This is a genomic window from Lysinibacillus sp. 38-6 (genome assembly GCF_046245175.1).
Lineage (GTDB): Bacteria > Bacillota > Bacilli > Bacillales_A > Planococcaceae > Lysinibacillus.
This window is the reverse complement of record NZ_CP176417.1, coordinates 3,762,772-3,789,647: the sequence shown is the minus strand read 5'-3', so window position 1 is coordinate 3,789,647 and position 26,876 is coordinate 3,762,772. Positions and strand designations below refer to the sequence as shown.

Sequence of the window (26,876 nt, the reverse complement as noted above, 5' to 3'; positions counted from 1 at the left end):
CTTCTTATCTTTTATCAATTGATTTTGCAAACCAGTCGCCAGCAATTTGTATCGCTTGCACGAGCAAAATGAGTATCGCAACGGTAGCAATCATAATTGTATTATCATAACGATAGTAGCCGAATCGGATTGCTAAATCACCAATACCGCCGCCACCTACTACACCTGCCATTGCAGAGAAAGCTACTAAACTAATGACCGTAACTGTCACTGCTTGGATGATGCTTGATTTTGCTTCTGGAATTAAGACATCCTTAATTATCATCCATGGCGTTGCTCCTACTGCAATGGACGCTTCTATTACACCTTTATCAATTTCTCGTAATGACGTTTCCACTAAACGTGCAAAAAATGGAATGGCTGCAACCGACAAGGAAACACTCGCTGCAATCGGCCCAATAGTTTGTCCAACAAGTAATTTAGTCAATGGGAATAACGCGACCAATAAAATGATGTATGGAATCGACCGAATAAAGTTCACCGCAAAGCCGAACACGCTTTTAATTAAGCGATTTTCCCAAAATAGCCCCTTATCCGTGACAAATAATAAAATACCGAGTGGTAAGCCTACCACGATCGACACAGATAGCGAGATGCCAATCATAATAATCGTTTCCTGAAAGGCTTTCGAAATATCTGGAATCATCTCTATAAAATGCGTTACATCAAACATGATGAACCACCTCCACAATTGCACCACGTTCTGTCATATAGGCAACAGCTTTTGCCAACTCGCTGTCCTCACCTTGTAGTTCCATTAAAAAAATACCAAGTGGGCGTTCTTGTATGTATTCAATTGTGCCGTGCAGGAAATTCCCTTTAACATAAAAACGTTGCATTGTGTCAGCAATCACGCCTTCACCTGCTACATTTCCTTTAAATAAAATTTTGACGATTTGACCATGTACATCTTTTAAAATCGTTTCAGGAATGTCAAAAGATACAACACTACTAATAAATTCCTGTGTTAATACTTTTTGAGGGCTAGCAAAAATATCATATACTTCACCTTCTTCTATGACTTTGCCATCCTGCATAACAGCCATGCGATTGCAAATTTCCTTTACAACATCCATTTCATGTGTGATAAGGACAATCGTAATCCCCAACTTATTATTAATTTCCTTTAACAATCTTAAAATCGACACGGTTGTTTTAGGATCGAGTGCAGACGTAGCTTCATCACAGAGCAGCATCGCTGGGTTGTTTGCTAAAGCTCTTGCAATTCCCACTCTCTGTTTTTGCCCACCACTAAGCTGTGCAGGGTAAACATCCCTTTTTTCTGCTAAATCGACCATTTTAAGCAATTCGTCCACTCGTGCAGGAATATCAGCTGCTGGCATACTCGCTGCCTTTAGGGCAAAGGCTATATTTTCACCTACTGTTTTTTGGCTTATTAAATAGAAGTGTTGAAATATCATACCTATTTTCAAGCGAGCTAAACGGAGCTCATTTCGTGAAAGCTTTGTCAAATCCTTACCATTAATTAATATTTCACCGCTAGTAGGTCGTTCTAATAAATTTATACAACGCAATAGTGAGCTTTTACCTGCTCCTGAATAACCTACAATTCCGAAAATATCACCACGATTAATTGTTAAGGATACATCATCAACACCGATAATCTCTTTTTTCTTTGAGCTATAAACTTTTGATACATTACGAAATTCAAGCATTTTGTTCTCCTTATTCAATTATTCAATTATTCAATGAAAAATCATAACCTACTATTTCGATATGCTTTATAGAATAGTTTGAATTATGTTATTTGTCAATCTCTTTTGACAATCTATCATATCACTGATTATTTCATTTCCGATAAAATGGTTAAATATTTAGCAATATCTCGAATTTCCGCAGTAAAACTGTACGCCATATAAAAGTAAACGAAGGCACTTCCTGTTCAATTTGAACAAAAAGTGCCTTTACTTGATTATTGAATTACGCCTAATTCACGACCTACTTTTTCGTAAATCGCTAATGCATCGTCTAACATTTCCTTTGTATGAGCAGCTGTCGGCATATTACGAACGCGGCCAGTGCCTTTTGGAACGGTTGGGAAAACGATAGATTTTGCATAAACGCCTTCCTCAAATAAACGACGTGAGAACGCCTGTGTTAGCTTTTCATCTCCAATAATACATGGTGTAATCGGTGTTTCTGATTCACCAATATTGAAGCCTAATTTCGCTAATCCCGCTTTTAAGTAATCGCCATTTTCCCATAGCTTATCATGCAACTCTGTTGAGTCAATAAGCATTTGTACTGCTGCCGTAATAGCAGCAACATCACCTGGTGGTAATGCTGTTGAGAATAAAAATGGACGAGAACGTACTTTCAACCAGTCAATTAGATTTTTCTTACCCGCAACATAGCCACCGACTACCCCAATTGCCTTTGAAAGTGTTCCGATTTGGAAGTCGATTTCTTTTTCTAGACCGAAATGTTTTACAGTACCTTTCCCTTTACCTGTAACCCCTGATCCATGTGCATCATCGACATACGTAATTAAATCAAATTCCTTGGCAATTTCGACGATTTCTGGCAGTTTGGCGATATCGCCATCCATTGAGAATACACCATCTGTAATGACCATCACTTTATTATACAAACCTGATTCCGTCGCTTCTTTTGCCTTTGCGCGTAAATCCTCCATATCCGAGTGATTGTACGCAATGATTTTTGCGCGAGATAAGCGGCACCCATCAATAATCGACGCATGGTTTAATTGGTCTGATAAAATCGCATCGTTTTTATCCATAACCGCTGAAATTGCCGCCATATTACAGTTAAAACCTGATTGATAAGAAATAGCTGCTTCTGTCCCTTTAAATTCAGCAAGCTTTTCTTCTAATTTGACGTGCAGATCCAGTGTACCGTTTATTGTACGAACAGCCCCTGCGCCCACACCATATTTTTCTGTTGCTTCTTTAGCAATTTGCTTTAATTGCTCATTTGTTGCTAAGCCGAGATAGTTATTAGAGGAAAGATTGATAAGTTGCTGTCCTCGAACTTGAATAACGGGTCCATTTGCGCCTTCTACTGCGTCAATTTCATTGTATAAGCCTTGATCACGTAAGGCTTGTAAGTTTTCATCTAAAAATGCATTGAGTACTTTTGACAAGAGTATCATCCTTTCTACGATTAGTTTTGTCTCGGCGTCACAATATTCGGATTTTAATGAATGGATGTTTCCTACTTTTCAAAATCCAAGACATTTACCAGAGGCAATCTCTTCATTCTGTAGCCGTCTGGATATCGCTTCAAATAAGGGGTCATTTGCCACGACGTCACAAGAGCTCAAGCTAACTGAATAAAGATTAACTAGTCTACCCCTAGTGTAGCATAAGCGCCCAATTAGAATAAATTACTTTGCTAATCTTTCAAATAAAGGCGCCGTCTTTTCACGCCAAAGGGCAGTCGATAAACAATGATCCATTAGCTGGCGGATGGTTTTCTCTGCTTCTGCATAACGCGTCGTATAGCCGATTGCATCTTGCATTGCGCTTTTATATTTCACACGGATGTCCTCAATTTGGGCTTCTGCTTGCTCGGATAATTGACAATGTTGCCCCATATCAAAAATGGCATCCCCTAATCTTCCATCTTGCGGATCAAATACATGTGGTTCTGTACTATCAAAAATACAAAAATTTAATTCTGGGATAATGACCATATCCACTGAACCAGCATCTAAGCCACACCAAACAATCTGCGCATCTAGCCCTCTTGCATTCGCTTCGTCCGCTAAACCTTTCATTAACGAAGATTTGCCCGTGCCTGGTTTACCTTTTATCATTAATCTTGTCGCTAAATTTTTTGTCATGCTTTCTACTGTATTTTCCGCGCCACGAGGTGTAAGTGTTCCTAATAATCGATGTGTGCGTCTGCCCGTTTTGTTTAAGACGATGGATTGGAAAATATCCGATTTTAAGTTTGTAACCTGTTCATCTAACGCTTGCCAGTCCATGCAACTTTGCGTCACAATCTCCCAGTCATCATGAATTTTTTTAGCGATTTCAAGCATTGTTATACACTTTTCACGCCATAAATTGCGCTCTTTTATTGCAACAGCCAACTTTTCACCAATTTCTTCAAGTTGATTATCTTCTAAGCAATCATAAAAGGATAGCACACGATGCTTCGTACCAAGCAAAGACGGTTCAATGCCCCATTCTGAAGTCCATATAAACAGTCGATCACAGCCTCGAACAAATACGCCTTCTATAACATTCTCAAGTAATGCGTGTTGAAACCACTCTACAGCAAAGCCTTGCTTCACATAAAAATAGCCAAGCTCCTTCAGAAGCTCTGATCCTTTATAAGTTGATGGACCTTGCAAAACATATACTAATTCCGCTTCGTCCATCATTTCTTTATATAAATGTTTAATCCCTTGCCCTGTCAGTGCGTGTCCAAAGTAGTAGGTCACATTTCCGTTCAATGTCGCTCCCCCTTTTTTTATGCCATGACATTATATGAACGATCACAGAAAAAGATGAAAAAGGTTCTAAATTGTGTGCGTGCCTGGCACTCCTATTACGGGCACTCCTATTACGAAAAAAATCCACTGCGCTTTCCGCGGAAACAGTGTAAGCCGCAACCCTCGCTAGCTAGCGCGCGGCTTGTTGCGTCTTACAACTCGTGCTGTTCCCACAGGAGTGTTCGTGGATTTTTTTCTTGAATTCAGAATTGTTTGCGTGCCTGGCACTCATTTAAAATGGTTGGATGCCTTCTATATTGCCGATACATTTCATTAAAACTTTTCGACAATATGGTAAGGAGTATTGCACAATGTAGCCTGATGTTAAGGCAATGACGACAGTCCCAATTCCCACTGGTCCTCCAAGGAGCCAGCCAAGGATTGTCACGAGCACTTCAATGCTCATACGAGCTGTTTTAATCGTCCCACCATACTTTTCAACAAGAATCATCATTAACGTGTCTCGGGGGCCTGTTCCCATATTTGGCGCAATATACATGCCACAGCCGAAGCTTAAAACAAATAGACCGACTACAAAATATGTAATTTGTAAGCTATAAACATCTGTTGAAGGCAATAGCCAATTAAATACATCAATAAATGATCCGATAAGTAGCATATTTAGCCATGTCCCTATTTTAGGCCACTGTCGTAAAATAATTGCGGTTGAAACAACAATTGATAGTCCTGTTAAAATGGACCATGTTCCTATTGTTAATCCGAAATTTTGAAATAAACCTACATGTAACACATCCCATGGACTTGTACCTATGATTTTCCCCTTAATCGACATCGTAATGCCTAATGACATAACCATCATCCCTACTACAAAAAACGTCCAGCGCCATCCCGTCACTTTTCGCATGCCACAATCCTTCTCTCTATGTATGATATTGCTCTACCAATACTGCAAAACCTTCAATTTTGCTAAATAAAAAAACTACCCAAAGATCATTCTTGGATAGTTGTAATCGGAGCAAGTTGTCCCTTTGTCACTGCAAGTAAATCATCTAGTTGCACGTGCATCTGCATGCCAATTTTCCCTGCGCTAACAATAATACTTCCTTGTTCCCGTGCAGAAGCATCCACAACTGTCGGATACAATTTTTTCATGCCGACAGGAGAGCATCCACCACGAATATAACCTGTATAACCAAGCAGTTCCTTGACCGGCAGCATCTCAATCTTTTTCTCACCAACGACTTTCGCCGCAGCTTTTAAATCGAGTTCCTCTGCTACTGGAATAACAAAGACAAATAGCTTTTGGGCACTCGCCTTTGCGACTAATGTTTTAAAGACTTGGGCTACAGGATGCCCGATTTTCGCGGCTACTGAAACCCCATCTACTTGGCCATCACCTGTATCGTATTCTAAAATATCAAATTGCATTTTTTGCTGTTCTAATAGTCTAATTGCATTTGTTTTCGTATGCTTCGCCTTTGCCACAATTAACTTCCCCTATCTACATCTTTAAGCAGACATTGAAAATGTTGAATCTTCTCCAAATCGATAGCCTCTTTTTGCCATCTGAATATGAGCTGCATATTTTGCAGACGCCATTTGAAAAGTTCGTGCTTTCAATGCCTCTTCATAACGCTTACCGAAAATTGTATCTGCAAATGGGTCCAAATTCAATTCCTTTAAAAATCGTTCTGGTATATTGACAGCCATTTTTTCCGTACCATAGAGCGGTTCAAGCTCATATGGCGCTGCATCATCTAGCTGCGCACTATCGATTTCCGCCTCAAGTTGCGGCATGTGGTCATTTGCCCTTACCGCCGCAGGGAAATCCTGTGAAGTTGGCACAGTTGGTGTTAGCACATCATTGTGATTTTGAGGTAATGCTTGTAAGGGTTCATCCCCATCATGTGTTGTTTCTATAAAACGTGAGGAAGAAATAGATTCACCGTAATCACTACCAACTGTTTTAAATGCTTGCTCATGCGCCCTTACATTTTTTCCCGTTTGCTGTAAGTCTTGCATCATCGCTTGTTGTGGCGGCGTAACGTCTTTTGCATCTTCTTTATGCTGCTCATATAAATCTTGATCTTTGCGTCCTAATAAGAGATTTTCGAGCTCCAGTAGTATGGGATTTTTTTTAGGTTGGAAATACTGTGCATTTTTGCGATAAGCGTCACCAGCCTCTTTGCGCTGGACAATTTTCTTTCGATTATAATATGCTGATTGTCTTTCTTGTTCCATTACATTTAATAGTTTCATATTATCACCTCGACTTTCTCTTTTAATATGCAAGATGTACCGTCAATATGAACAATCTTTATTTACTATTTTTCAATCGAACTAACTGTTTCCGTACTCTTATTATCGGAATTTTCTTTCATAAATTCAAGTAAAAATGACTACTAACCTCCTAAAGAAATAAAAGCTTATTATTAAAGTGGGTATAAATGACTAGCGTAATAATTCATTCTCTCTGCACTTTACATTTGTTTATTACTTTTACAAGTATTTTCAACAAAAATTATTACATTACGCATCGGTTAAATAGTGTTAATTTCACAATTAAAAAACAGCCCATTAGCATGGACTGTTTCCTCTTTAACTTCCTGACGATTGTTTTGTTGGCAATAGAAGCACACATTTATAAGCTATGTACCCAAACCAAGCACCTAGCGTATTTAAAATTAAATCATCCACATCTGCAGATCCAACCGTAAAAATAAACTGTACGGTCTCTACTGCAAGACTCGACATAAATCCTATAAAAATAACCACCCATGCCTTTCGAAACCTCTTTGACAGTAATGGTAGTAAAAAGCCCATCGGTGTAAATATTAACAAATTGCCTAATAAGTTTACGACAATCAAATCAAAATTAAAATATTGGGAGTAGTTGATATAACGTAAAATCGTTTCAAACGGAATAAAATTAGTCGTTATGCGCCAGCTACTATAATCAAACAAACCAATTTCACTTAATGAATTATCGCCTCTAAACAAAGTAATACTAACATCAACTAAACGATTAATCACTAATTTGTAAAAGGCGATGAAAGTGTAAAAACTAAAAAACACCCAGCCTATTACTTTAAGCTGTATGTAATACGTATCAATCCACTCTCGAAATGGTAATGGTAGCTTGGCATCACCTTGGATACTGGATATATTATTTTTTGCCATGCTTTCACCCACTTCCTCTTATCCATCCCATATTTTAATATGTCTGACCGTGACCATGCAAGGGGTGAAAAATATCAAAAAATGCACCGTGCTTAAAGTGGGTAATTCAAAGGTGAGTCTTCCCCTTATCCCATGCGCTTGTTGCTCGCTTGCTAGCGAGGTCTTAAAGATGTCGCGCAACGCATCACTCGAAGCTGTCTTTCTTATCGAAAAGCGTCTACACACAAAAATGCACCCAGCTAAACTGAGTGCATCTTGCATATTAGTCAATCTTCCTATACAGGATTGACGCCATGCTTTCGTTGTGAAAATAACAAGTATTTAGACATATATAATTCCAAACGTGTTTCAAGCGCTTTCCGTAAATCATTTGGCTCAATGACATCATCAACAATCAGCTCAGATGCTAAGCGATAAATGTCAATTTCCTCTTGATACTCTTTACGTTTTTCTGCGATAAAGTTTGCTTGTTCTTCTTTCGGCAGTTCGGCAATTTTATTGGCATAGACTGCATTTACAGCTGCTTCTGGTCCCATCACCGCTATTTGTGCGTTCGATAGGGCGATACAGCAATCAGGCTCAAATGCTGGACCCGCCATTGCGTATAACCCTGCACCATAGGCTTTACGAACAATAACCGTTAGCTTCGGAACTGTTGCCTCACTCATAGCAAAAATCATCTTCGCACCATGGCGAATAATGCCCGCCTTCTCAACTTGTGTACCAATCATAAATCCTGGAACGTCAACAAGGAAAATAAGCGGAATATTAAAGGCATCACATAGCGAAATAAATTTCGCCGCTTTATCGGCTGAATCGTGGAACAATACGCCGCCCTTTACTCGCGGTTGGTTAGCTATAATACCAACCGATTGTCCGTTAATGCGTCCAAGCCCAGTTATTAATTCTGCTGCAAATAATTTTTTTACTTCACAGAAAGAATCTTCATCAATTAAGCGATCGATTAATTGATACATATCAAAAGGTGAGTTTTGATTTTTTGGGATTAATTCTTCTATTGATTTTTCAAAAGATGCTGGTGGCTTCGGCGCTTCTACTTTGCTTCGCTCAGCATAGTTATTCGGGAAATAGCTCAAGTATTTACGAGCATAGGCAATCGCTTCTTGCTCTGTTTTGACAAGCACGTCCCCACAGCCAGATACTGAACAATGCATTTTCGCACCGCCCATTGTCTCTAAATCTACTTTTTCACCGATGACCATTTCCGCCATACGCGGTGACCCTAAATACATCGATGCATTACCTTCCACCATTACGACGATATCAGAAAATGCAGGAATATAAGCACCTCCTGCCGCAGAAGGCCCAAACAACAAGCAAATTTGCGGTACTTTACCAGAGAGCTTCACCTGGTTGTAGAAAATGCGTCCTGCCCCACGACGTCCTGGGAACATCTCCAGCTGATCTGTTATCCGTGCCCCTGCCGAATCGACTAAATAAAATAATGGACAATTGAGTTTCTCAGCCGTTTCTTGAATACGAATCATTTTTTCCACTGTACGTTTTCCCCAAGACCCCGCTTTAATCGTTGAATCATTGGCTAACACACATACTGTACGACCGTGGATTTTACCGATACCCGTAATGACACCATCTGCTGGTAAATCCCCTGCTAAACAGTTTGCGTACAGTCCATCTTCAGATTGAAGCCCATCATCTAATAATAATTCAAGTCGCTCTCGGACAAAGAGCTTGCCTTGTTGAGCATTTTTATCATGATACTTTGGCAGACCACCCGCTAAAATTTGTTCCTTCATCGCATTGGATGTGTTTTCTGTGGATATATTACTCATGTCCAATTCCCCCTTTGCAGTCCATTACTTCCCTAAGTATTGTGGTGCTCTCTTTTCTTGAAAAGCCTGTAAGCCCTCCAAGCGATCTTCAGTTGGAATAAGTGCACTATAGGCGAGTGATTCAATTTTCAAGCCTGTAGCTAAATCTACTTCGATCCCATTATTAATGGCGTTTTTCGCCTGAATTAAGGATAGCGGCGCATTTTTCGCCATTTCGAGTGCAAGCTGTTGCGCTCTTTCCTGCACTTCCTGCCCGTCATAGACATATTCCACAATACCGATGTGTTGCGCTTCCTCGGCATCGATACGACGTGCAGTATAAATGAGTTCCTTCGCCTTTCCAATGCCAATTAGTCTCGGTAAACGTTGCGTGCCCCCCGCACCAGGAATAATACCTAGTGAAGTTTCCGTAAGACCTACTTTGATATGTGTAGCCGCTATGCGTAAATCGCAAGCTAAAGCAAGTTCTAGTCCGCCCCCAAATGCCACACCATTTAATACGGCAATCACAGGTTGCGCCAACGCTTCCACTTTGGCAATGGTTGTGCCGATTAATTGCACCACTTGCTTTACTTGTCGATCAGACATTCCTTTACGCTCTTTTAAATCTGCTCCTGCACAAAATGCTTTCTCCCCTGCACCTGTTAGTAAAACAACACGCACTGCTGGATCAGCATTGATTTTATCTAGCGTCGCACTAAGGTCGTTTAGTAATTGCACTGACATAGCATTTGCAGCTTCTGGTCGAGCAAGTGTAATAAGCCCGATATTACCTGGCAATAAATTAAAGTGAACGAGTTGTTGTGTCATGTGATATTCGCGCTCCCTTCATTACGAGCAATGGCCATTTGCTTGGATGCAACGTCCTTCCCTAGCTTCTGTTCTATAAATCGTACTGCATCTAGCAATTTTTCCATGTTAACGCCTGTTTCGATGCCCATTCCGTCTAATAGGTATAACAAATCTTCTGTTGCGACATTGCCTGTTGCACCGTTGGCATAAGGGCAACCGCCGAGGCCTCCGAGCGCACTATCAAATTTTGTAATACCCATTTCTAATGATTTTGTAATATTGGCAAGGGCTGTACCACGCGTATCATGAAAATGCATGGCGAATTTATCAGCTGGATATCTTGTTAACAGCTCTTCTAAAAGATGCTCAACCTGCGTCGGCACGCCAACGCCAATTGTATCTCCTAGCGATATTTCATCAACGCCCATTGCCAATAATTCATCTGTTACTTGTAAAACTTTATCTGGGTGTATGTACCCCTCATAAGGACAACCTATGACCGTTGAAATATAACCGCGTACGTGCTTATTGGCAGCCTTTGCCCCGTCAACTACTTCCTTCAATACCGGATACGTATCATGAATCGTTTTATTGATATTTTTTTGATTATGACTTTCACTGGCAGACATAAAAACGCTTGCCTCATCAATGCCCGCTAGCAATGCCCGTTCAAGTCCTCGCATGTTTGGCACCAGCGCCGCATACGTTATGTCCTTTTCGCGTTTAATTGCTTGCAACACGTCCACTGCATCTGCTAACTGAGGAATCCACTGCGGATGGACGAAAGACGTTACTTCTATATAATTCAATCCCGTCTGACTCAGTAAATTGACTAGCTGGATTTTATCTGCAGTAGCGATGTGAACCTGTTCATTTTGCAAACCATCACGGGGGCCAACTTCCTTTAACGTAACATGCCTTGGTAATTGCATAGAAAAGCCTCCCTATTCAATTTCTAAAATATCATCATCAACGTTAATAAAGTCGCCCTCGTTCGCAATAATTTTTGTAACAACGCCATCCTCTTCAGCTGCAATTGGAATCTCCATTTTCATGGACTCTAAAATTGCTACATCTTGCCCCGCTGTCACTTTATCGCCTTGTGCCACAACGATTTTCCATACTGTTCCTGCCATGCTCGCTTTTACTGTTGCCATATAAAACCCCTCCAAATTGTTAGTGCTAGAAGTATTGTTCTAATCTACACACATAATTTTTGTCACACATGCTTTGCATAAGCTCCTCAGTATGAAAACACCTTCTCATAGTCTTGAAGCGAACGCTTATATCTATTTTGATTCTGTTAATTGAGGTAAATAAAATTCCTCCACAAATTTTGTCGTTGTATGCCCTTTTAAAAATTGTTCATGGGTTACCGTTTTCAAAAGCATCGGTATATTCGTTTGAATGCCTTCAATTTTGTATTCTTTTAGTGCTTGAATAAGGCGTTCACAGGCAACTGCTCGTGTTTCACCCCAAACGACTAATTTACTAATCATTGGATCATAGAATGGTGTTACTGTTGTGCCTGCTTCTACACCACATTCATGTCGAATGCCCTCACCTATCGGCAATACAAGTTCTGTAATAGTGCCTGGTGACGGGAAAAACGTTGTCGGGTTTTCTGCATAAATACGTACTTCAATGGCATGCCCTTGTTTGTCTATGCTGTCTCGTGTAAAGCTTAACGGTTGTTTCGCTGCCACTCTTAATTGTTGTTCTACAAGATCCAATTTCGTTATTTCCTCTGTTACTGGATGCTCGACTTGCAGGCGCGTATTCATTTCTAAGAAATAAAAGTTTTGCTCTGCATCTACTAAATACTCAATCGTTCCTGCATTCACATAACCGATATGCTTCACTGCTTGCACTGAAGCCTCTAGCATTTTTGCGCGCGTTTCCTCCGAGATAAACGGTGATGGCGCTTCTTCGACAACTTTTTGATTGCGTCTTTGAATAGAACATTCCCTTTCAAATAACGGAACGATATTGCCCTCGTAATCTGCAATAATTTGCACTTCAACATGATGTGGATTCGCAATGAAACGTTCCATATACATCGTGCCGTCACCAAAAAATGACTGTGCACGTTTTTGATTTCCTTCGAAGGCCTTCTCTAACGCTTCAGCATCTTCGACTAGTTGCATACCGATGCCACCACCTCCAGCAGAGGCTTTTAGCATAATGGGATAGCCTAAGCGCGAAGCGATTTCAACTGCTTCTGCCACATCTTTGACAGGTGCTTCTACCCCTTCTACAATCGGTACGCCGGCAGCTTTCATCGTCTTGCGAGCTTCCAGTTTACTGCCCATGGATGCGATAACAGCAGCACTCGGCCCAATAAATACTAAACCTGCCTCCGTACAACGTTTAGCAAAATCAGCGTTTTCCGAAAGTAAACCATACCCCGGATGTACAGCGTCAGCCCCGCTTTCCTTTGCAATTTCGAGAATGCGCTCAATATTTAAATAGCTTTGTACAACAGGGGGTTTACCTACGCAATATGCTTCGTCAGCATCTTTGACGTGTAAGCTTTCTGCATCTGCCTCTGAATAAATCGCAACTGTTACAATATTTAATCGCTTGCATGTACGAATAACACGCCTTGCTATTTCACCCCGATTTGCAATTAAAACTTTCTTGAACATGATTTTGCCCCCTCCCTATGTCACCTTAAGCCCTGCAACAAATTCCTCACGAAGTTTAAATTTCTGCACTTTTCCTGAAGCAGTCATTGGATAACTTTCAATAAAGAAAATATGTCTTGGAATTTTATGTTTTGAAATTTTATCTCGACAGTAGGCGCGAATTTCTTCTTCTGTCGCCTGTTCCCCTTCGCGCAAAATAATCCATGCTGCAGCTTCTTCACCGTATTTAGGATCAGGAACACCAGCAACCTGCACATCCGCAATTTTAGGGCATGTATATAAAAATTCTTCAATTTCCCGTGGATATAAATTTTCCCCACCACGAATAATCATGTCCTTCAAACGACCTGTTACTCTTACATACCCTTCCTCATCCATCGTTGCCAAATCACCGGTATGAAGCCAACCATCATGATCAATTGCCAGTTGTGTTTCCTCGGGATTGTTATAGTAGCCTTTCATCACATGGTAGCCTCTTGTGCATAGCTCACCTTGCTCATTTGTTGCCGCTTCTTCATCTGTACCTGGAACGACAATTTTCACTTCTAAGTTCGGTAATGCTCTGCCTACCGTTTCCACTTTTAAATGGAATGGATCATCGACTCTCGTTTGGGTAATAACAGGCGAAGATTCGGTTTGACCATAACAGATGGTTATGTCCGTCATCCCCATTTTTTCGATAACGGCTTTCATGACTTCAATTGGACAGTTAGAGCCTGCCATGACGCCAGTACGCAATGTCGAGAGATTGTATGACGCAAAGTTAGGCAAATTCAACTCGCTAATAAACATTGTTGGGACACCGTGTAGCGCTGTACACTTCTCTTTTTCAACTGTTCGTAACACTTCTGCTGGTGAAAATTCTTGTACCGGCACCATTGTTCCCCCGCTCGTTGTAATGGCCAAAGTACCGATAACGCAGCCGAAACAATGGAAAAATGGCACAGGAATACATAAGCGATCTTCGGAAGTTAAGCGCATACATTCGGCGATATTCACCGCGTTATTCACTAAGTTGTAATGTGTTAACATCACCCCTTTTGGAAAGCCTGTTGTCCCTGATGTGTATTGAATATTAATGACATCATCATAATGGAGTGAATTTTGTATGTGCTCTAATTGTTGCTCGGTTACTTGCTCAGCAGCTGCTAAAACATCTGACCAATTCAGGACACCTGGGTACTTTGTTTCGCCGATTAAAATAACATTTTTCAGCAGAGGTAGTCGCTTCGATTGCAAATTACCTGGTTCACAATGTTCAAGCTCAGGACATATTTCTTGCAATGTATTAATAAAAGAGTGGTCCCGAAAATTTTCGATTAAAAAAATGGTTGTAGCATCCGATTGTCTTAATAAATATTCCAACTCATGAGCACGGTAATTGGTGTTAACCGTCACAATGGGAGCCCCCATTTTCCCAGAGCCAAATTGCAACTGTACCCATTCAGGAACATTTGTTGTCCAGACGGCGATATGGTCGCCCTTTTCTATACCAAGAGCCAGTAACCCTCTCGCAACTATACGACTTTGCTCATTCAGTGCCTCGTAAGTCAACCGTAAGTCTCTATCTGCATACACTAGTGCTTCATTTTTAGGATATTTTTTAGCCTGTTCATCGAGCAATTGACCAATTGTTTGATATACAAGTTGTGCCATGAAAATCCCCCTTAAAGATGCGATTTAATGTTTTTAACAGCCAATTAGACGAGAAATAACAAGACGTTGAATTTCCGATGTTCCTTCACCGATTTCCATTAATTTAATGTCCCGTAAATGACGCTCTACATCGTATTCCTTCATATAGCCTGAGCCACCATGAATTTGAATCGCTTGATTACAAGTACGGAAGCCCATTTCAGAAGCAAATAATTTTGCCATCGCTGCCTCTTTAGCAAATGGTTTTTTCTGATCTTTCAGCCATGCCGCCTTATGTACTAGCGTTCGAGCTAGTTCTATTTCCATTGCCATATCCGCTAATTTAAACTGGATTGCTTGTAGCTTAGCGATTGGTGCCCCAAATTGTTCACGTTCTTGTGCATACTTTAATGCTTTTTCATAAGCCGATTGTGCAATGCCGACTGATAATGCCGCTATGGAAATACGTCCACCATCTAACGTATTTAAAAATTGGCTGAATCCTCGTTTTTCGTCCCCTAGTAAATTCGATCTCGGTACGCGCACGTTTTGCAAAATAATTTCACATGTGTTGGAACCACGCACACCCATTTTGTCGTAATTACAATTGATTGTGACACCAGGTGTATTCGTTGGCACGATGATGGAGGAGATGATTTTTTTGCCGTCTTCGCGTTTGCCTGTTACCGCTGTCACAATAATTTGGCGTGCATGACCTGCATTGGTAATCCAGCATTTTTCTCCGTTAATCACGTAATCATCACCGTCGACAACTGCTGTTGTACGTGTTCCACCAGCATCTGACCCTGCATTGGGCTCCGTTAAACCGAAGGCACCTAATGTTTCCCCTTTTGCCAACGGAACAAGCCATTCACGTTTTTGCTCTTCCGTCCCAAAATTATAAATTGGAGCTGCTCCTAGGCTTACGGCTGCTGCATAGCTTAAACCAGTTCCTCCACATGCACGCCCTATTTCTTCAACAGCAATTGCATAAGAAACTGTATCTCCGCCAGAGCCGCCATATTCCTCAGGAAACGGGATACCCAATAAGCCTAGCTCAGCCATTTTTTTAAAGCTTTCTATTCTCATTGTTGATGTCTCGTCGACTTCACGAGCGTAAGGTTTAATTTCTTTCTCAGCAAAATCACGTACCATGTCTCGAATCATCGCTTGCTCTTTCGTCAGTTCAAAGTTCATTCCCATTTCCCCCTAATATCCAATTTGCCATAGCGGATTTCGTTCAGACGACAGTTACATAAAATTCGTACCGACTAGTCGGTCGGTATTAAAGATTAATAAAACCAGTATCGACTGCTGGTTTCTCTTGTACCATAAATTGAGTTGCTTCTTCCATCGCTTGTTCTGTGACAACTGCACGTAAAATCATATCTGTAAATACTTCAGTAATTTCCTCCATTGTCAACGGACCCGTTTGTTTAAACCACATATAGGTCCAGTTAATCATCCCCACAATAGCCATTGTGACAATGGTACAAGGCAATTCAGCACGAAAATCCTTAGTGTGCTGTCCTTCTTCAATTACTTTTTGTAATATTTCCCGATATTGATCTCGTTTTTTATGAATAATTGCGCTATACTCTTCAGACAGCGAACGGCTTTCTTCGTAAAATACCGTAATATGAGCTTGATACACATCAAACACTTGTGTTAGCGTTTGAAGCATTGCACATAAACGTGTAATGGGCGTATCGTATTTGTCGTAAGCTTCCTGTGACTGTTTAATCACATAGGAAATAAAGACATCATGCACTTCATATAACAATTCATCTTTCGATTTAAAGTTATGATAAAATCCACCTTTTGATGCACCAATATATTCCACAATGCGATCAACCGTTACATTATGATAGCCGTCTTGCTGAAACAGTACTACAGAAGCATCTACAATTCTTTGTTTTAACGTTTTCTTTACCATAAGCATCTATCATCCTTCTTTATCACACTTACCCCTTTGTTCCCCATAATTAGAATTTACTGAATTAAACTAATTATAAAAATACTATGACACTTTTAATATAGCATTCTCAAAAATTGGTGTCTAGTTCCACACAATAAAATTTTATGCATTAACGAGAATTTACACAACACCAAACAGAAAAGTGCCAGTCACCCAAACAATTCTTAATATTCAAATAAATAAATTCGCACCGTTAAACAAATAAAAAAACCCTATCACTCTGCGGCTTACCGGGGGGACTGCGCGAGAATGGTAGTGGTTTTTTACGCTTGAAGTACCCATAAAAAGTGCCAGGCACTCAAACAATTTGCTTATATAATTAAATTGGCCGCTCCAATTAAAGCTGCATTTTCAAATAATTCCGAGCGTTTAATTTCATATGTCTGGCGATAGGAAGGTAGCACATATTGCTGCGTGACTTCCTGAATTTTTTCCATAAATCGAGCGTTTGTTTTCATCACACCACCACCAAGTACAATGCAGTCTGGGTTAAATGTCTGGATAAAGTTCGCCAACACAATGCCAACATATGTAGCTGCTTGATTTATAATTTCTTGTGCAACGTCATCACCTGACGCATATGCAGCAAACACCATTTTTGTATCAATCGGCCTTTTCTCTTGCTGCTCCATGTCGCTTAAAATCGATGGGCGGTTTTTAATCGCTTCCATAGCGAGTCGTTGAATAGATAAGCCTGACGCATATGCTTCTAAACAACCATATTTCCCACAATTGCATCGTGGTCCATTTGGATTTACCGTAACATGTCCTATTTCACCAGCTAACATATTACTGCCGTTATACAGCTTGCGTTCTAAAATAATGCCTCCACCGATACCTGTACTAATCGTCATAAAAGCCATATTGCTTGCATGACGACCAGCCCCAAAGTTAAATTCGCCCCATGTAGCTGCACTTGCATCATTGACAACTGTTACTTTTTTCTGTAGCTGGGCATGTAACATCTTTTCTAAGTGGATATTTTGCCAATTAAACGTAGACCAATATTCTATAATACCTTTTGCTGTATCAACAATACCTGGCACACCAACGCCTACGCTTCGTATATCGTAGCCTTCAGTTAGAGCATTAATCGCTTCTACTACTCTACTAACGACACTCTCCGGACCTTCGTGCCCTCTTGTGTCCATACGCGTTTCCTTAATAATTTTCCCATCTACAGTTAATAAACCAATGGCAATTTTTGTACCACCCATATCTACACCGACTAGGTACTCTTTGTGCTGCATTTTATTCCCTCCAGTAGTTACTATGTCTATGCACGGAATAACATAATGTCTCTGATATCTCTAATTTTATTTGCGTCTATGCAATGGTCAAAGCTTGCTTGATGACGTACACCAGATCCAAAATGGAATTCAGAAACATGAATTTGTGTAATAAAGGATGGAAGCGTAGTAGGCGTCAAACCAGAGCCAGGCATTATTTGAATATGAGAGTGGCTTGCTTGTTGCTCTAATGCTTGAATTTCATTTACGGCATCAAGCACTTTATTTTTTCCACCTGATGTTAACACGCGAGATATTTCTTTATAAGCCATTAACGTTTCTAACGCTTTTGATTGGTCCTTTACTTCATCAAATGCTCGATGAAACGTAATATCCAGTCCATCTGCTGCTGCTATTAATCGTTGTAAAGTATGCTCATCAATCGCATATTCTTCTGTAAGCGCACCAATCACAATGCCACTAGCACCTAACTGCTTGCAAATTTGAATATCTTTTAACATGACTTGAATATCATTTTCATCATAAAAAAATGAACGACTGTGCGGGCGAATCATGACATTTACCGGGATTGTTACCTCACCGCAAACACTTTCAATCATCGCATAGCTCGGTGTCAATCCTCCCTCGGCTATAGCTGCGACCAATTCAATTCTGTCTGCACCAGCTTGTTGTGCCGCTTTGGCATCTGTTAAAGAAATTGCAATCACTTCAATAACCATTTTATTCATTCCCTTTTTCTAATTTACTATAGCTTTCAATAAAGTCTGCCAATAAACGAACGCCATATCCGGATGCACCGCGCACATGGTAGCCCGTCGTTTTTGGTGATTGCACAGGTGCGGCCATATCAATATGTCCCCACTTAATCCCTTTCGGCACAAATTTTCTTAAAAACAGTGCTGCTGTTATAGAGCCAGCTAAATCGTCCGAACCAATATTGCAAATATCGGCATAATCACTCGCTAAAGACGATTCATATTCATCAATCAATGGCATCGGCCATATAAAATCGCCGTTTTCACTGCCAAGTTTTTTCATTAAGGCTGTAATGGAATCATCACCGAAGACACCAGCATATTTTAAGCCTAGTGCCGCACCTATAGAACCCGTTAATGTGGCAATATCAACAATAACATCCGGCTTTAAACGTTCAGAATAATACAGTGCATCCGCTAAAATAAGCCTTCCTTCAGCATCTGTATTGCCCACTTGAACATGCAGACCATTGCCAAAACGAATGACTTCACCTGGTAAAAATGCTTTATCATTTACCACGTTTTCCGAAATCGGCAATAAAGCTGTGACATTGACAGCTAATTTCTTTGAAGCGACTAAATCCATAGCGCCAAATACAGCACCTGCACCGCCCATATCCATCCGCATATCACTAATGTTGCGACCTGTTTTAATGCTAACCCCGCCGCAATCATATGTCATGCCTTTGCCAATCAACACAATATGAGGCTTGCTTGCATCTGTACAGTATGTAATCTCAGCTAAATACGATGAATATTGGCTACCACGCCCAACAGCAACAAGCCCATTTAATTCTAGCTTGCGTAGCTCGTCTGTATTATAAATGTTCACAGTCAAATCTTTTTCACCGAAATGCTGACGAATCGTTTCAGCAAAAGTATCGGGATTCAGATCAATCGGGTCTGTATTACATAAATCTCTCGTCATATTCGTACTCGTAGCACGAATCATGCCTAGATTGATCGCTTCTTTGAAAGCATTGGTTTCTTCTAATAAGAAATAAATATGATAAGGTGTTACTTCTATTTTATCTTTGCGGTATTTTTGGAACTGGTAAGCCCCTAATACCCAGCCCTCTACAAAGGCAGAAACAGCGTCTTCTCGCTTTAGATTGACCGCTTCTAAAAAATCAAAAGAAACTTGGACGTCAGTTTGTTCACAGCCTCTAGCCACTCTTGCTGCTTCTCCTGCAGCTTCTCGTAAACTTTCATACGTAACCGTATCACTCTGTCCCAATCCAACAATTAAATAATCCTGTCCGCCATTGGCAGTTTCCTGTCTAAACCAGTGACATTTATGTTTGTCATTCATCCATTTCGGAATTTGGATGGAGCGTTGAGCACAAGATTGCCATACAGGATAAATTACAACGATATCCTTATTCTGTTGTCCAAAATGAAATTCCATCTGTCATCACATCTTTCATTTATCTATTACACCCGGCTTTTTTCCGAAACCCTCTCATGCACCTAGGCCACTATGTTTATTCAACCAAATTTTGAACTTTCTAACAATAGTGAAAGGGGAAATATCTAAGTTTAATTTTCTTAGAATATTTCCCTCTCACGAGCATTTTCATAAAGTTAATCGATTTGTAGCATTACATGTCCTTCAATTTTATCGACAGTAAAGTTAATATATTGCCCATCGGCACGATAGCTTACTTCTGTTAATTGCGGAAGTAATTTTACAGACTTCACCTTTGTATCACCAACAAACATTTTAAACTCCGTGTGATACAGCGGAATAATGTCTTCAATTGTATAAATATCCTCTGAACGCTTCTCCGTAATATAATGAAGTGCATGTAAAATCTTCGCACCTGTTGTATTATCTTCGTTCAAGGAAGTTAATAATGTCGATGGCCCATTATGAGCAACAAGCTTACTTTCAAGAAGATTGTCAATCGCATCTTTCATCATCCATTTACACCAAGCTGGAGCATTTTTTCGGTATAGTTTAAAAATAGGATGTGAGAAATAAATAATATTTTGGTGTTTTGTCACTGCAGCTTGCCCAACGATTTGAGATGATGGGGCATGTTGATGCGAGCAAAACGTACTACCTTCCCTATTGAAATAAGGTTGTACGGTGTGCATCAGCACTTCTGACTGTACCGGTTTTATTTCCAGACCTTTTAAATACATCACATACTCTTCTTTATGCAACTTTTTACCGATTACGTCATTCGGTAAGACGAAATCTCGGTCATATTTTGATTCACCAACGTAAACATTGCCGTATACATCTACTTCATTACTATTTCTATTAATGAGGGATTCATATGTACCGATAATTTTCCCGCCATTGTTAGCGTAAGTTTGAAGCTTTTGTTGTAGTTCAGGTGAATAGTTAATAACATCCGGCAAAATAATACATTTATATTCGTTAAAATCAACTTGACTGTCGATAATATTAAACTGATACGACAACTCTTGTAGCATTCGTACAGCACCAATTAATGCTGGATGAATCCCTAAATTATGATCCCCTGGTGTATAAAATTCTTCCGGCGTTAAGACCCCAATTTCGGCAACCGGTTTTGTATTCATACAATACTTTTCTACTTCTTTCACTCTGCCATAAACACTGCCGATTAATTCATAAGCAGCCTTCGATAATTTGCCATTTGGATGCAGCTGGTCTCCAATTGAACAACCTGCACCTAAAGCAAGCATATTGAAGCATTCGAACTCTAATGCCGCTTTATTTTTTAACGAGTGGAAATCGCCCCAATACGTATGGAACTTCCCTGTCATCCCAATGATATCCTTACCTAAAGTGCGAGAATATCGCATTGTTGCAGGGAAATGATCATAGCCCCATCCGCCACTTGGTAAAGACTCTAGCTCCAAATGGGTATAATTATTTAAGCTACTTTTATTTCCTGGACCAATGTGAGAGCTATTATAGAAAATACCTGCATGTGGCACTCTCGTGCTAAGGAATTCGGTCATCTCTTCTTTAAACTCTTCAAGCATCAGCGTAGAATAATAGATTCGATCTACTCGATTTTTTGTATTTAATCCTTTACGCTCCATTTGCTCAAAGCAATTTTTACAATTACAATCCACTTTAAATAAAATATCTAAAAAGAAACCATCAATATTTTCGCTTTTTACTGTATCGATAATATCTTGTAAATGGTCTTTAAAATATTGTCTATAGCCACTATTTAAACAAATTGTATAGTAGAAATGCGGCTCTGGAACGCCTTGACTATTAATAAAATCGCCGTTCTCATCAATCGATAACCACTCTGGGTGATGCTTACTTATATAACCATCCCATTGAACAGTTGTATATATCGGCACTTTAATATCATTTTTATGGCACACATCAATTTGCTCTAATAAAAGATTTTTATTTTCAAGATGCGGATGAATTAAATCTGGACGATGTTTCGAAGGGTAATATAACCAGCCGTGATGACATCTAGCAAAGCACGTAATCGAGTTTACATTCGCTTCTTTTAATGTTTCAACAAACTCCTCCGCTACAAAATCCTTTCCGACGTTAGGGATATCTTCACTTGTATGAAAATCCAAATGTACCTGTCTATAACGTAATTCGCTCAAATTCATAACCCCCATTAATATTCACTTTAGTTTTTTCGTTACTATTCTTTGACTGACCCTGCCGCTAAACCACTTTCAATTTTCTCTTGGAATAGAAGATAGACAACCAAAGGAACTAATATCGTGATGACGATTGCTGCCATTAATGGTCCGTATTCAGATCCTCTTTCACCGCTAAAGTTTAATAGACCTAATGCGATTGGTTTTAAACGATCATCATTAATAAATAATAGTGGGAACAGAATGTTATTCCATGCGCCTAAAAAATTAAAAATCGAAACGGTTGATATAGCTGGCACAGACATTGGCAAGATGACTCTGAAATAGATTTGGAAATAACTCGCTCCATCCATTAATGCCGCTTCTTCCAAAGAGGCGTTAATGCCTTTCATAAAGCGCGTTAACACTAAAATACTAAACGATAAAGAAAACGCCACATACAGTAACACTAATGCGACTAAGTTATTTTTTAATTCTAGTGCCCCAATAATATAAGAAACTGGCACAAGAACTGTATGCATCGGTATCATCATACCTAGCAAGAAAAATAAGGCTAAAAATTTATTCACTTTAAAGTTAAATCTTGATAATGTAAAGGACGCCATCGAAGAGACAATCGCTAGGATAATAACGGTTGCCATCGAAATCAGTACACTATTTAAGAAGTATCTACTCATATTCGCTTCTCGCCAAGCAATTACATAGTTTTCAAAGCGAAAAACCTCAGGCAAACTAAAGGGTGAACTGAAAATTTCTTTATTTCCTTTAAGAGAAGAAACTAATGTAAATAGCATCGGTTCAATAAACAATAAAGCCATCGCTATGACAAAAACGTATAATATGATTTTCTTTTTCATTGGTTCTTCTCCTTCCTATTCATAATCGATTCACTACCGATAGTTAGTACGAGTGCAATCACAAAAATAATGACCCCTAATGCACTACCAACGCCATAATTATTGTATCGGAAAGCCTCATAATACATTAACGTAGTCGGCAAATTGGTTAAGCCATTCGGGCCGCCCTCCGTCATAACGAAAATTAAATCAAATACTTTCACTGTTCCAATAATATCCATTAAAATACATAAAGTAATAATTGGCTTGAGCATAGGTACTGTTATATGGAAGAACTTTTGTACAGCCGAAGCTCCATCCATCTCTGCCGCTTCATATACTTCTTCTGGTATCGTTGTTAATCCCGCTAATAGGATGACCATGTAGTATCCAACGCCTGCCCAAATGTTTACAAAGATAATGGCACCCATCGCTGTCGATGAATCAATTAACCAACCTTTAGCTAAATCCGCTAGCCCAATAAATTCTAATAAGCTATTTAACGAGCCATTCGGCATAAAGATAAAGTACCAAAGTAAACCAATTGCAGTTAAAGGGAAAATAGTTGGTACAAAATAAATTACTTTAAAGAAACGATGTCCTCTAAATTTTGTGTTAATGGCAACTGCTAATAATAAAGCGATTGGTGTATGGAATAAAACACTAAAAAACACCATTGCAAACATATTCTTTAACGAGATAAGAAAATCTTTATCCTTAAATACATTTAGATAGTTTTCTAAACCAACAAATTGTAAAGGTGCCCCTTTAATGCCATTCCAGTTGACAACGGAAAAGTATAGGGCACCTATCATAGGTACAATAAGGAATAGAATATAGATTACTAAAGCCGGTAAAGAAAATAGAAAAATTTTCGCCTTATCCTTATTAGTTTTTACATTCATCTATTCCCCTCCATTTCTAAATTTTTTTACCATATGCCCAATAAATACGTTCATTTCACAGCTAAACGAAACAGGTTTTGCTACAGGTAAACGGCTCTTCGCTAGAAGAATCAAACTACTTCCTCGCTACGCTTGTCCACGATTTGGACTTGCGATCCTGCTGGAGCCGCCACCTGTTGCTAACCTAATGTTCGTTATCCGTCTACTTATTTTGATTTATCAATTTCACTTTGAATTTCTTTTGCTGCATCTTTTGCTTTACCACCTATTAAGATACTAACAATCGAATTTCTTGTTCTATCTTGCATAGATGGTAGTGGATCAAAGTCGAACACATCTACTGCAATACCTGTTGATGTAGAACCTAATTCAATATTGTGTAAGAATAAATCAGATACTTTTGATTCATCAATATCGATATCAGAACGTGGAATTAAAAACTGTGCTTCCTCTGCAAAACGTTTAGCTGCATCAGCTGAAGTTAGCATTTTTAGAAGCTCAATTGTATATTCTTTTTCTTTTCCTTCCAGTTTGCCATTGACCATATATGGACTGATGATTTGCATATCTTCATCTTTAAACTCTGGTTTTTCATCAAAATATGGGAATTTAGCAAGTTTAATAGAATCCGCGTATTCTGTCTCACTTGTATTTGTAAATTTACCAATGTTCCAAGGCCCTGTAATAATCATTGCCGCTTTACCTTCAAGGAAATCTGCCACAGCGATTTCATCACTTATACCAGCAGCACTTTGACCGAATGCATCTAATTTATTTAATTCATCTACATACTCAAGTGTTTTTACAACATCAGGATCTGTCCATTTTAATTCTCTTGTACCAAGTTTCTTAGCAGCTTCTGTTCCCATCCATTTGTAGAAAATTTGGTTGTGTAAATGACCTGCCATATACGTTGCTTTTGCACCAAGTGCAATTGGTGTAACATCGATGCCTTTTAGCTTTTTAATGGCAGCTGTTAGTTCACTCCAAGTTTCTGGGAATTCACTTACACCAGCTTTTTTAAGTAATTCTTCATTATAGTAAACACCAATTAAGCCAGACTCCATCGGAATGCCATAAGTACCTTCATGACCTGGTACTTGATAATACTTTAATGCACCCTCTGTAAAATGTTCGCCCCACGCTGGATCTTCTTTTAAAATTGGATCCATATCCATTAGTAAGCCACTTTCAATGTACTCATTTAAATTTGCGACACCTTGAACTCTAAAAATATTCGGTAAAGTACCAGATGCAAGATCTGTTTTCAGCTTGTTGTTAAATGCTGATTCATCACCTTGAGATTCATCCACAACGACTACGTCCGAATGCTTCGCTTCAAATTCTTTAATAATATCTTTATAAATTTGTGCTTGGGTGCTTGTCCCTGCCATTCTTGTTAGCATTCTAATTTTTACTTTGCCATCTTCATTACCATTAGCATCATTCGAACCACCACAAGCTGTCAGAATAGTAGCTAATACAACCATTAAAATTACGAGCATCTTTTTCTTCATCAATTTCATCCCCTTTGTAACAAGTTATTTTTATTTTGTATTTGGTGTTAATGCAAATACCTCTCGGATTGCTCCTACTTCAATGCCGCCATCACTTTTAATGATGCTTGGTCGAAGGGAGCGAATGTTAGCAATTGTTTCTTTATTTTCATAATCTATTTGCTCTAAAATAGACGCAATGACATTTGGCCAAACGTCTTCAGAACCATCTAAAACTTTCAATGCAAAGCCTAAACGTTCTTTTTTCAAGCCGAAGCAATAAACACCTTTTGCCCCGCCCTTTGCGACGATATTTCGATCTTGCAATAATGTAGAGCAAATAAAGTGATCAGACGCTACCATATTGAATTCATTGTTCATAATCGTTGTCATGCGCTCTACCGCTTCTCGCAGCTCCAAATCGTCAATTAAATCTGGACATGCTAATTTCAAACTTGTAATCGCCATATTGTGTAACGGTATAGCGAACACTGGCACCCCACAGCCGTCTACTCCTACATGAATGTCAGAGAGCGGTGTTTCTGATAAATAAGATAGCGTTTTCAAAATAAGCTGTTGTAGAGGATGATCGACATTCCAATAGCCCTCTGTTGGAAAACCTAGTTCACGACATGTTGCAATAAAGCCCATATGTTTGCCTGAACAATTATGATAAAGCTTTCTTTTTTCCATATTTTTTCTTAACATCGCCTCTTTCGGCTCAGCATTTAACGGATAGGAATACGGACAAAATAATTCACTTTCATCAATTGCAAACTTCTCTTTCATTGTTTCAAGCGCTTCAATATGGTACGTTTCTCCACGATGTGAAGCAGTAAATAATGCTGCCTCTCTATCAGTTAAGCCATACTTTAAATCAATTTTAGATAAAAAAGCAGGTAGTGCTTGAATTGGTTTGGCAGCAGAACGGTAATATGTATTATGTTGGATATTACCAACTTGATAAATCGCCTCTTTGCTGTCATTAACACCACAAACAACACCAGAATGCACATTTTCCAGTAAGTTCGCCCGTGTTTCTTCTACTAAAACTTTAGAATTCATAATTCGCTTTCCCCCATTTTTAAGAATGACCATTTGCCGATACGCGAAAGGTTATTTAATAACACCTTTTTTTAAAATAATATTAGCGTATTGCGCTTTTTCACTTGTTGCTACTACAGCAAAAGCCTTTTTTGTACGTTCGTAAAACGCAAAACGCTCTATCAATTCAAATGGGCCAGAACATTCGGTGTGACGTTGAACAATTTGTTCGTAGTCTTTCCAAATCGTTGGTTCCACTGGATCTCCTGGGACAACAGCCATTAATTGAATAGGATGTTCGACATACGTATCGATTGGAAAGAATGCCAAGATCGCTTCCAGTAATGCCGGTATTGTATGTCCATCACAACGAATAAGCTGTTGGGCATGGCTGGCAGCCGGAAAATTGCCGTCTGCCAACACAATCTCATCTCCATGACCCATCTCCATTAGTACCTTCATTAAATCCGGTGAAATAATTGGAGGAATCCCTTTTAGCATCGTTATTCACACTCATTTC

25 protein-coding genes are annotated in these 26,876 nt (G+C 39.4%); all 25 read right to left on the bottom strand.

The features are described 5' to 3' along the window. Positions 1-4: 4 nt before the first annotated feature. Positions 5-673 carry a methionine ABC transporter permease gene (locus ACKVEV_RS19215; protein WP_409367811.1) on the bottom strand — a complete coding sequence of 223 codons (669 nt, stop codon included), beginning with the start codon at positions 671-673 and terminating at the stop codon, positions 5-7. Beyond that, the gene (locus ACKVEV_RS19210; RefSeq protein WP_409367810.1) at positions 666-1,676 is read right to left on the bottom strand and encodes a methionine ABC transporter ATP-binding protein; all 1,011 of its coding nucleotides are present in this window, start codon (positions 1,674-1,676) and stop codon (positions 666-668) included. Before ACKVEV_RS19210 ends, ACKVEV_RS19215 begins: the two co-directional genes overlap by 8 nt. 257 nt (positions 1,677-1,933) lie before the next feature. Continuing rightward, positions 1,934-3,133 (bottom strand): glycine C-acetyltransferase, encoded by a 1,200-nt coding sequence (locus ACKVEV_RS19205; protein ID WP_409367809.1) that lies wholly within the window; start codon positions 3,131-3,133, stop codon positions 1,934-1,936. Between the two features lie 234 nt (positions 3,134-3,367). Further along, positions 3,368-4,444 carry a nucleotide kinase gene (locus ACKVEV_RS19200; RefSeq protein ID WP_409367808.1) on the bottom strand — a complete coding sequence of 359 codons (1,077 nt, stop codon included), beginning with the start codon at positions 4,442-4,444 and terminating at the stop codon, positions 3,368-3,370. Between the two features lie 271 nt (positions 4,445-4,715). Beyond that, positions 4,716-5,348, bottom strand: a complete 633-nt coding sequence (locus ACKVEV_RS19195) for a YczE/YyaS/YitT family protein (protein WP_409367807.1) — start codon at positions 5,346-5,348, stop codon at positions 4,716-4,718. Between the two features lie 86 nt (positions 5,349-5,434). Next, positions 5,435-5,929, bottom strand: a complete 495-nt coding sequence (gene ybaK, locus ACKVEV_RS19190; protein ID WP_409367806.1) for a Cys-tRNA(Pro) deacylase — start codon at positions 5,927-5,929, stop codon at positions 5,435-5,437. Between the two features lie 24 nt (positions 5,930-5,953). After that, positions 5,954-6,703, bottom strand: a complete 750-nt coding sequence (locus tag ACKVEV_RS19185; RefSeq protein ID WP_409367805.1) for a hypothetical protein — start codon at positions 6,701-6,703, stop codon at positions 5,954-5,956. Positions 6,704-7,042: 339 nt separating this feature from the next. Continuing rightward, entirely contained in the window at positions 7,043-7,624 is a 582-nt protein-coding gene (locus tag ACKVEV_RS19180) for a VanZ family protein (protein WP_409367804.1), read from the bottom strand. A gap of 275 nt (positions 7,625-7,899) precedes the next feature. After that, complete coding sequence (locus ACKVEV_RS19175) at positions 7,900-9,438, bottom strand: acyl-CoA carboxylase subunit beta (protein WP_409367803.1); 1,539 nt, start codon at positions 9,436-9,438, stop codon at positions 7,900-7,902. Positions 9,439-9,462: 24 nt separating this feature from the next. Further along, a complete protein-coding gene (locus tag ACKVEV_RS19170) occupies positions 9,463-10,248 on the bottom strand; it encodes an enoyl-CoA hydratase (protein ID WP_409367802.1) in 786 nt (261 codons plus the stop codon). Next, entirely contained in the window at positions 10,245-11,162 is a 918-nt protein-coding gene (locus ACKVEV_RS19165) for a hydroxymethylglutaryl-CoA lyase (RefSeq protein WP_409367801.1), read from the bottom strand. The genes ACKVEV_RS19170 and ACKVEV_RS19165 overlap by 4 nt, the downstream gene beginning before the upstream one ends. Positions 11,163-11,174: 12 nt before the next feature. Then, positions 11,175-11,387: an acetyl-CoA carboxylase biotin carboxyl carrier protein subunit gene (locus ACKVEV_RS19160; RefSeq protein ID WP_409367800.1), complete on the bottom strand. Its 213-nt coding sequence runs from the start codon at positions 11,385-11,387 to the stop codon at positions 11,175-11,177. A 132-nt stretch (positions 11,388-11,519) separates the two neighbouring features. Beyond that, positions 11,520-12,878, bottom strand: coding sequence for an acetyl/propionyl/methylcrotonyl-CoA carboxylase subunit alpha (locus ACKVEV_RS19155; RefSeq protein WP_409367799.1), 1,359 nt, complete (start codon positions 12,876-12,878; stop codon positions 11,520-11,522). A gap of 15 nt (positions 12,879-12,893) precedes the next feature. After that, complete coding sequence (locus ACKVEV_RS19150; RefSeq protein ID WP_409367798.1) at positions 12,894-14,534, bottom strand: AMP-binding protein; 1,641 nt, start codon at positions 14,532-14,534, stop codon at positions 12,894-12,896. Between the two features lie 33 nt (positions 14,535-14,567). Next, entirely contained in the window at positions 14,568-15,710 is a 1,143-nt protein-coding gene (locus ACKVEV_RS19145) for an acyl-CoA dehydrogenase (protein ID WP_409367797.1), read from the bottom strand. An 88-nt stretch (positions 15,711-15,798) separates the two neighbouring features. Beyond that, positions 15,799-16,449 carry a TetR/AcrR family transcriptional regulator gene (locus ACKVEV_RS19140; RefSeq protein ID WP_409370590.1) on the bottom strand — a complete coding sequence of 217 codons (651 nt, stop codon included), beginning with the start codon at positions 16,447-16,449 and terminating at the stop codon, positions 15,799-15,801. 353 nt (positions 16,450-16,802) lie between these two features. Beyond that, positions 16,803-17,741, bottom strand: a complete 939-nt coding sequence (locus ACKVEV_RS19135) for an ROK family protein (protein ID WP_409367796.1) — start codon at positions 17,739-17,741, stop codon at positions 16,803-16,805. A 26-nt stretch (positions 17,742-17,767) separates the two neighbouring features. Then, positions 17,768-18,460 (bottom strand): copper homeostasis protein CutC, encoded by a 693-nt coding sequence (locus ACKVEV_RS19130; RefSeq protein WP_409367795.1) that lies wholly within the window; start codon positions 18,458-18,460, stop codon positions 17,768-17,770. A gap of 1 nt (position 18,461) precedes the next feature. Beyond that, entirely contained in the window at positions 18,462-19,904 is a 1,443-nt protein-coding gene (locus ACKVEV_RS19125) for a leucyl aminopeptidase family protein (RefSeq protein WP_409367794.1), read from the bottom strand. A 176-nt stretch (positions 19,905-20,080) separates the two neighbouring features. After that, positions 20,081-22,081: an alpha-amylase family protein gene (locus ACKVEV_RS19120; protein WP_409367793.1), complete on the bottom strand. Its 2,001-nt coding sequence runs from the start codon at positions 22,079-22,081 to the stop codon at positions 20,081-20,083. Positions 22,082-22,116: 35 nt separating this feature from the next. After that, positions 22,117-22,932: a carbohydrate ABC transporter permease gene (locus ACKVEV_RS19115; protein WP_402926849.1), complete on the bottom strand. Its 816-nt coding sequence runs from the start codon at positions 22,930-22,932 to the stop codon at positions 22,117-22,119. Next, positions 22,929-23,816 carry a carbohydrate ABC transporter permease gene (locus ACKVEV_RS19110; RefSeq protein ID WP_409367792.1) on the bottom strand — a complete coding sequence of 296 codons (888 nt, stop codon included), beginning with the start codon at positions 23,814-23,816 and terminating at the stop codon, positions 22,929-22,931. Before ACKVEV_RS19110 ends, ACKVEV_RS19115 begins: the two co-directional genes overlap by 4 nt. A 206-nt stretch (positions 23,817-24,022) precedes the next feature. Then, entirely contained in the window at positions 24,023-25,333 is a 1,311-nt protein-coding gene (locus tag ACKVEV_RS19105; RefSeq protein WP_409367791.1) for an ABC transporter substrate-binding protein, read from the bottom strand. Positions 25,334-25,363: 30 nt separating this feature from the next. After that, positions 25,364-26,377 (bottom strand): asparaginase, encoded by a 1,014-nt coding sequence (locus tag ACKVEV_RS19100; RefSeq protein ID WP_409367790.1) that lies wholly within the window; start codon positions 26,375-26,377, stop codon positions 25,364-25,366. A gap of 51 nt (positions 26,378-26,428) precedes the next feature. Further along, entirely contained in the window at positions 26,429-26,857 is a 429-nt protein-coding gene (gene fucU / locus ACKVEV_RS19095; RefSeq protein ID WP_409367789.1) for an L-fucose mutarotase, read from the bottom strand. Positions 26,858-26,876: the final 19 nt, after the last annotated feature.

Bases quoted from the DNA above. Each gene is read 5' to 3' on its own strand.
- ACKVEV_RS19215 (WP_409367811.1), bottom strand. From the start codon at position 673: ATGTTTGATGTAACGCATTTTATAGAGATGATTCCAGATATTTCGAAA.
- ACKVEV_RS19210 (WP_409367810.1), bottom strand. From the start codon at position 1,676: ATGCTTGAATTTCGTAATGTATCAAAAGTTTATAGCTCAAAGAAAAAA.
- ACKVEV_RS19205 (WP_409367809.1), bottom strand. From the start codon at position 3,133: ATGATACTCTTGTCAAAAGTACTCAATGCATTTTTAGATGAAAACTTA.
- ACKVEV_RS19195 (WP_409367807.1), bottom strand. From the start codon at position 5,348: ATGCGAAAAGTGACGGGATGGCGCTGGACGTTTTTTGTAGTAGGGATG.
- ACKVEV_RS19185 (WP_409367805.1), bottom strand. From the start codon at position 6,703: ATGAAACTATTAAATGTAATGGAACAAGAAAGACAATCAGCATATTAT.
- ACKVEV_RS19180 (WP_409367804.1), bottom strand. From the start codon at position 7,624: ATGGCAAAAAATAATATATCCAGTATCCAAGGTGATGCCAAGCTACCA.
- ACKVEV_RS19175 (WP_409367803.1), bottom strand. From the start codon at position 9,438: ATGAGTAATATATCCACAGAAAACACATCCAATGCGATGAAGGAACAA.
- ACKVEV_RS19170 (WP_409367802.1), bottom strand. From the start codon at position 10,248: ATGACACAACAACTCGTTCACTTTAATTTATTGCCAGGTAATATCGGG.
- ACKVEV_RS19165 (WP_409367801.1), bottom strand. From the start codon at position 11,162: ATGCAATTACCAAGGCATGTTACGTTAAAGGAAGTTGGCCCCCGTGAT.
- ACKVEV_RS19160 (WP_409367800.1), bottom strand. From the start codon at position 11,387: ATGGCAACAGTAAAAGCGAGCATGGCAGGAACAGTATGGAAAATCGTT.
- ACKVEV_RS19155 (WP_409367799.1), bottom strand. From the start codon at position 12,878: ATGTTCAAGAAAGTTTTAATTGCAAATCGGGGTGAAATAGCAAGGCGT.
- ACKVEV_RS19150 (WP_409367798.1), bottom strand. From the start codon at position 14,534: ATGGCACAACTTGTATATCAAACAATTGGTCAATTGCTCGATGAACAG.
- ACKVEV_RS19145 (WP_409367797.1), bottom strand. From the start codon at position 15,710: ATGAACTTTGAACTGACGAAAGAGCAAGCGATGATTCGAGACATGGTA.
- ACKVEV_RS19140 (WP_409370590.1), bottom strand. From the start codon at position 16,449: ATGGTAAAGAAAACGTTAAAACAAAGAATTGTAGATGCTTCTGTAGTA.
- ACKVEV_RS19135 (WP_409367796.1), bottom strand. From the start codon at position 17,741: ATGCAGCACAAAGAGTACCTAGTCGGTGTAGATATGGGTGGTACAAAA.
- ACKVEV_RS19130 (WP_409367795.1), bottom strand. From the start codon at position 18,460: ATGGTTATTGAAGTGATTGCAATTTCTTTAACAGATGCCAAAGCGGCA.
- ACKVEV_RS19125 (WP_409367794.1), bottom strand. From the start codon at position 19,904: ATGGAATTTCATTTTGGACAACAGAATAAGGATATCGTTGTAATTTAT.
- ACKVEV_RS19120 (WP_409367793.1), bottom strand. From the start codon at position 22,081: ATGAATTTGAGCGAATTACGTTATAGACAGGTACATTTGGATTTTCAT.
- ACKVEV_RS19115 (WP_402926849.1), bottom strand. From the start codon at position 22,932: ATGAAAAAGAAAATCATATTATACGTTTTTGTCATAGCGATGGCTTTA.
- ACKVEV_RS19110 (WP_409367792.1), bottom strand. From the start codon at position 23,816: ATGAATGTAAAAACTAATAAGGATAAGGCGAAAATTTTTCTATTTTCT.
- ACKVEV_RS19105 (WP_409367791.1), bottom strand. From the start codon at position 25,333: ATGAAGAAAAAGATGCTCGTAATTTTAATGGTTGTATTAGCTACTATT.
- ACKVEV_RS19100 (WP_409367790.1), bottom strand. From the start codon at position 26,377: ATGAATTCTAAAGTTTTAGTAGAAGAAACACGGGCGAACTTACTGGAA.
- fucU (WP_409367789.1), bottom strand. From the start codon at position 26,857: ATGCTAAAAGGGATTCCTCCAATTATTTCACCGGATTTAATGAAGGTA.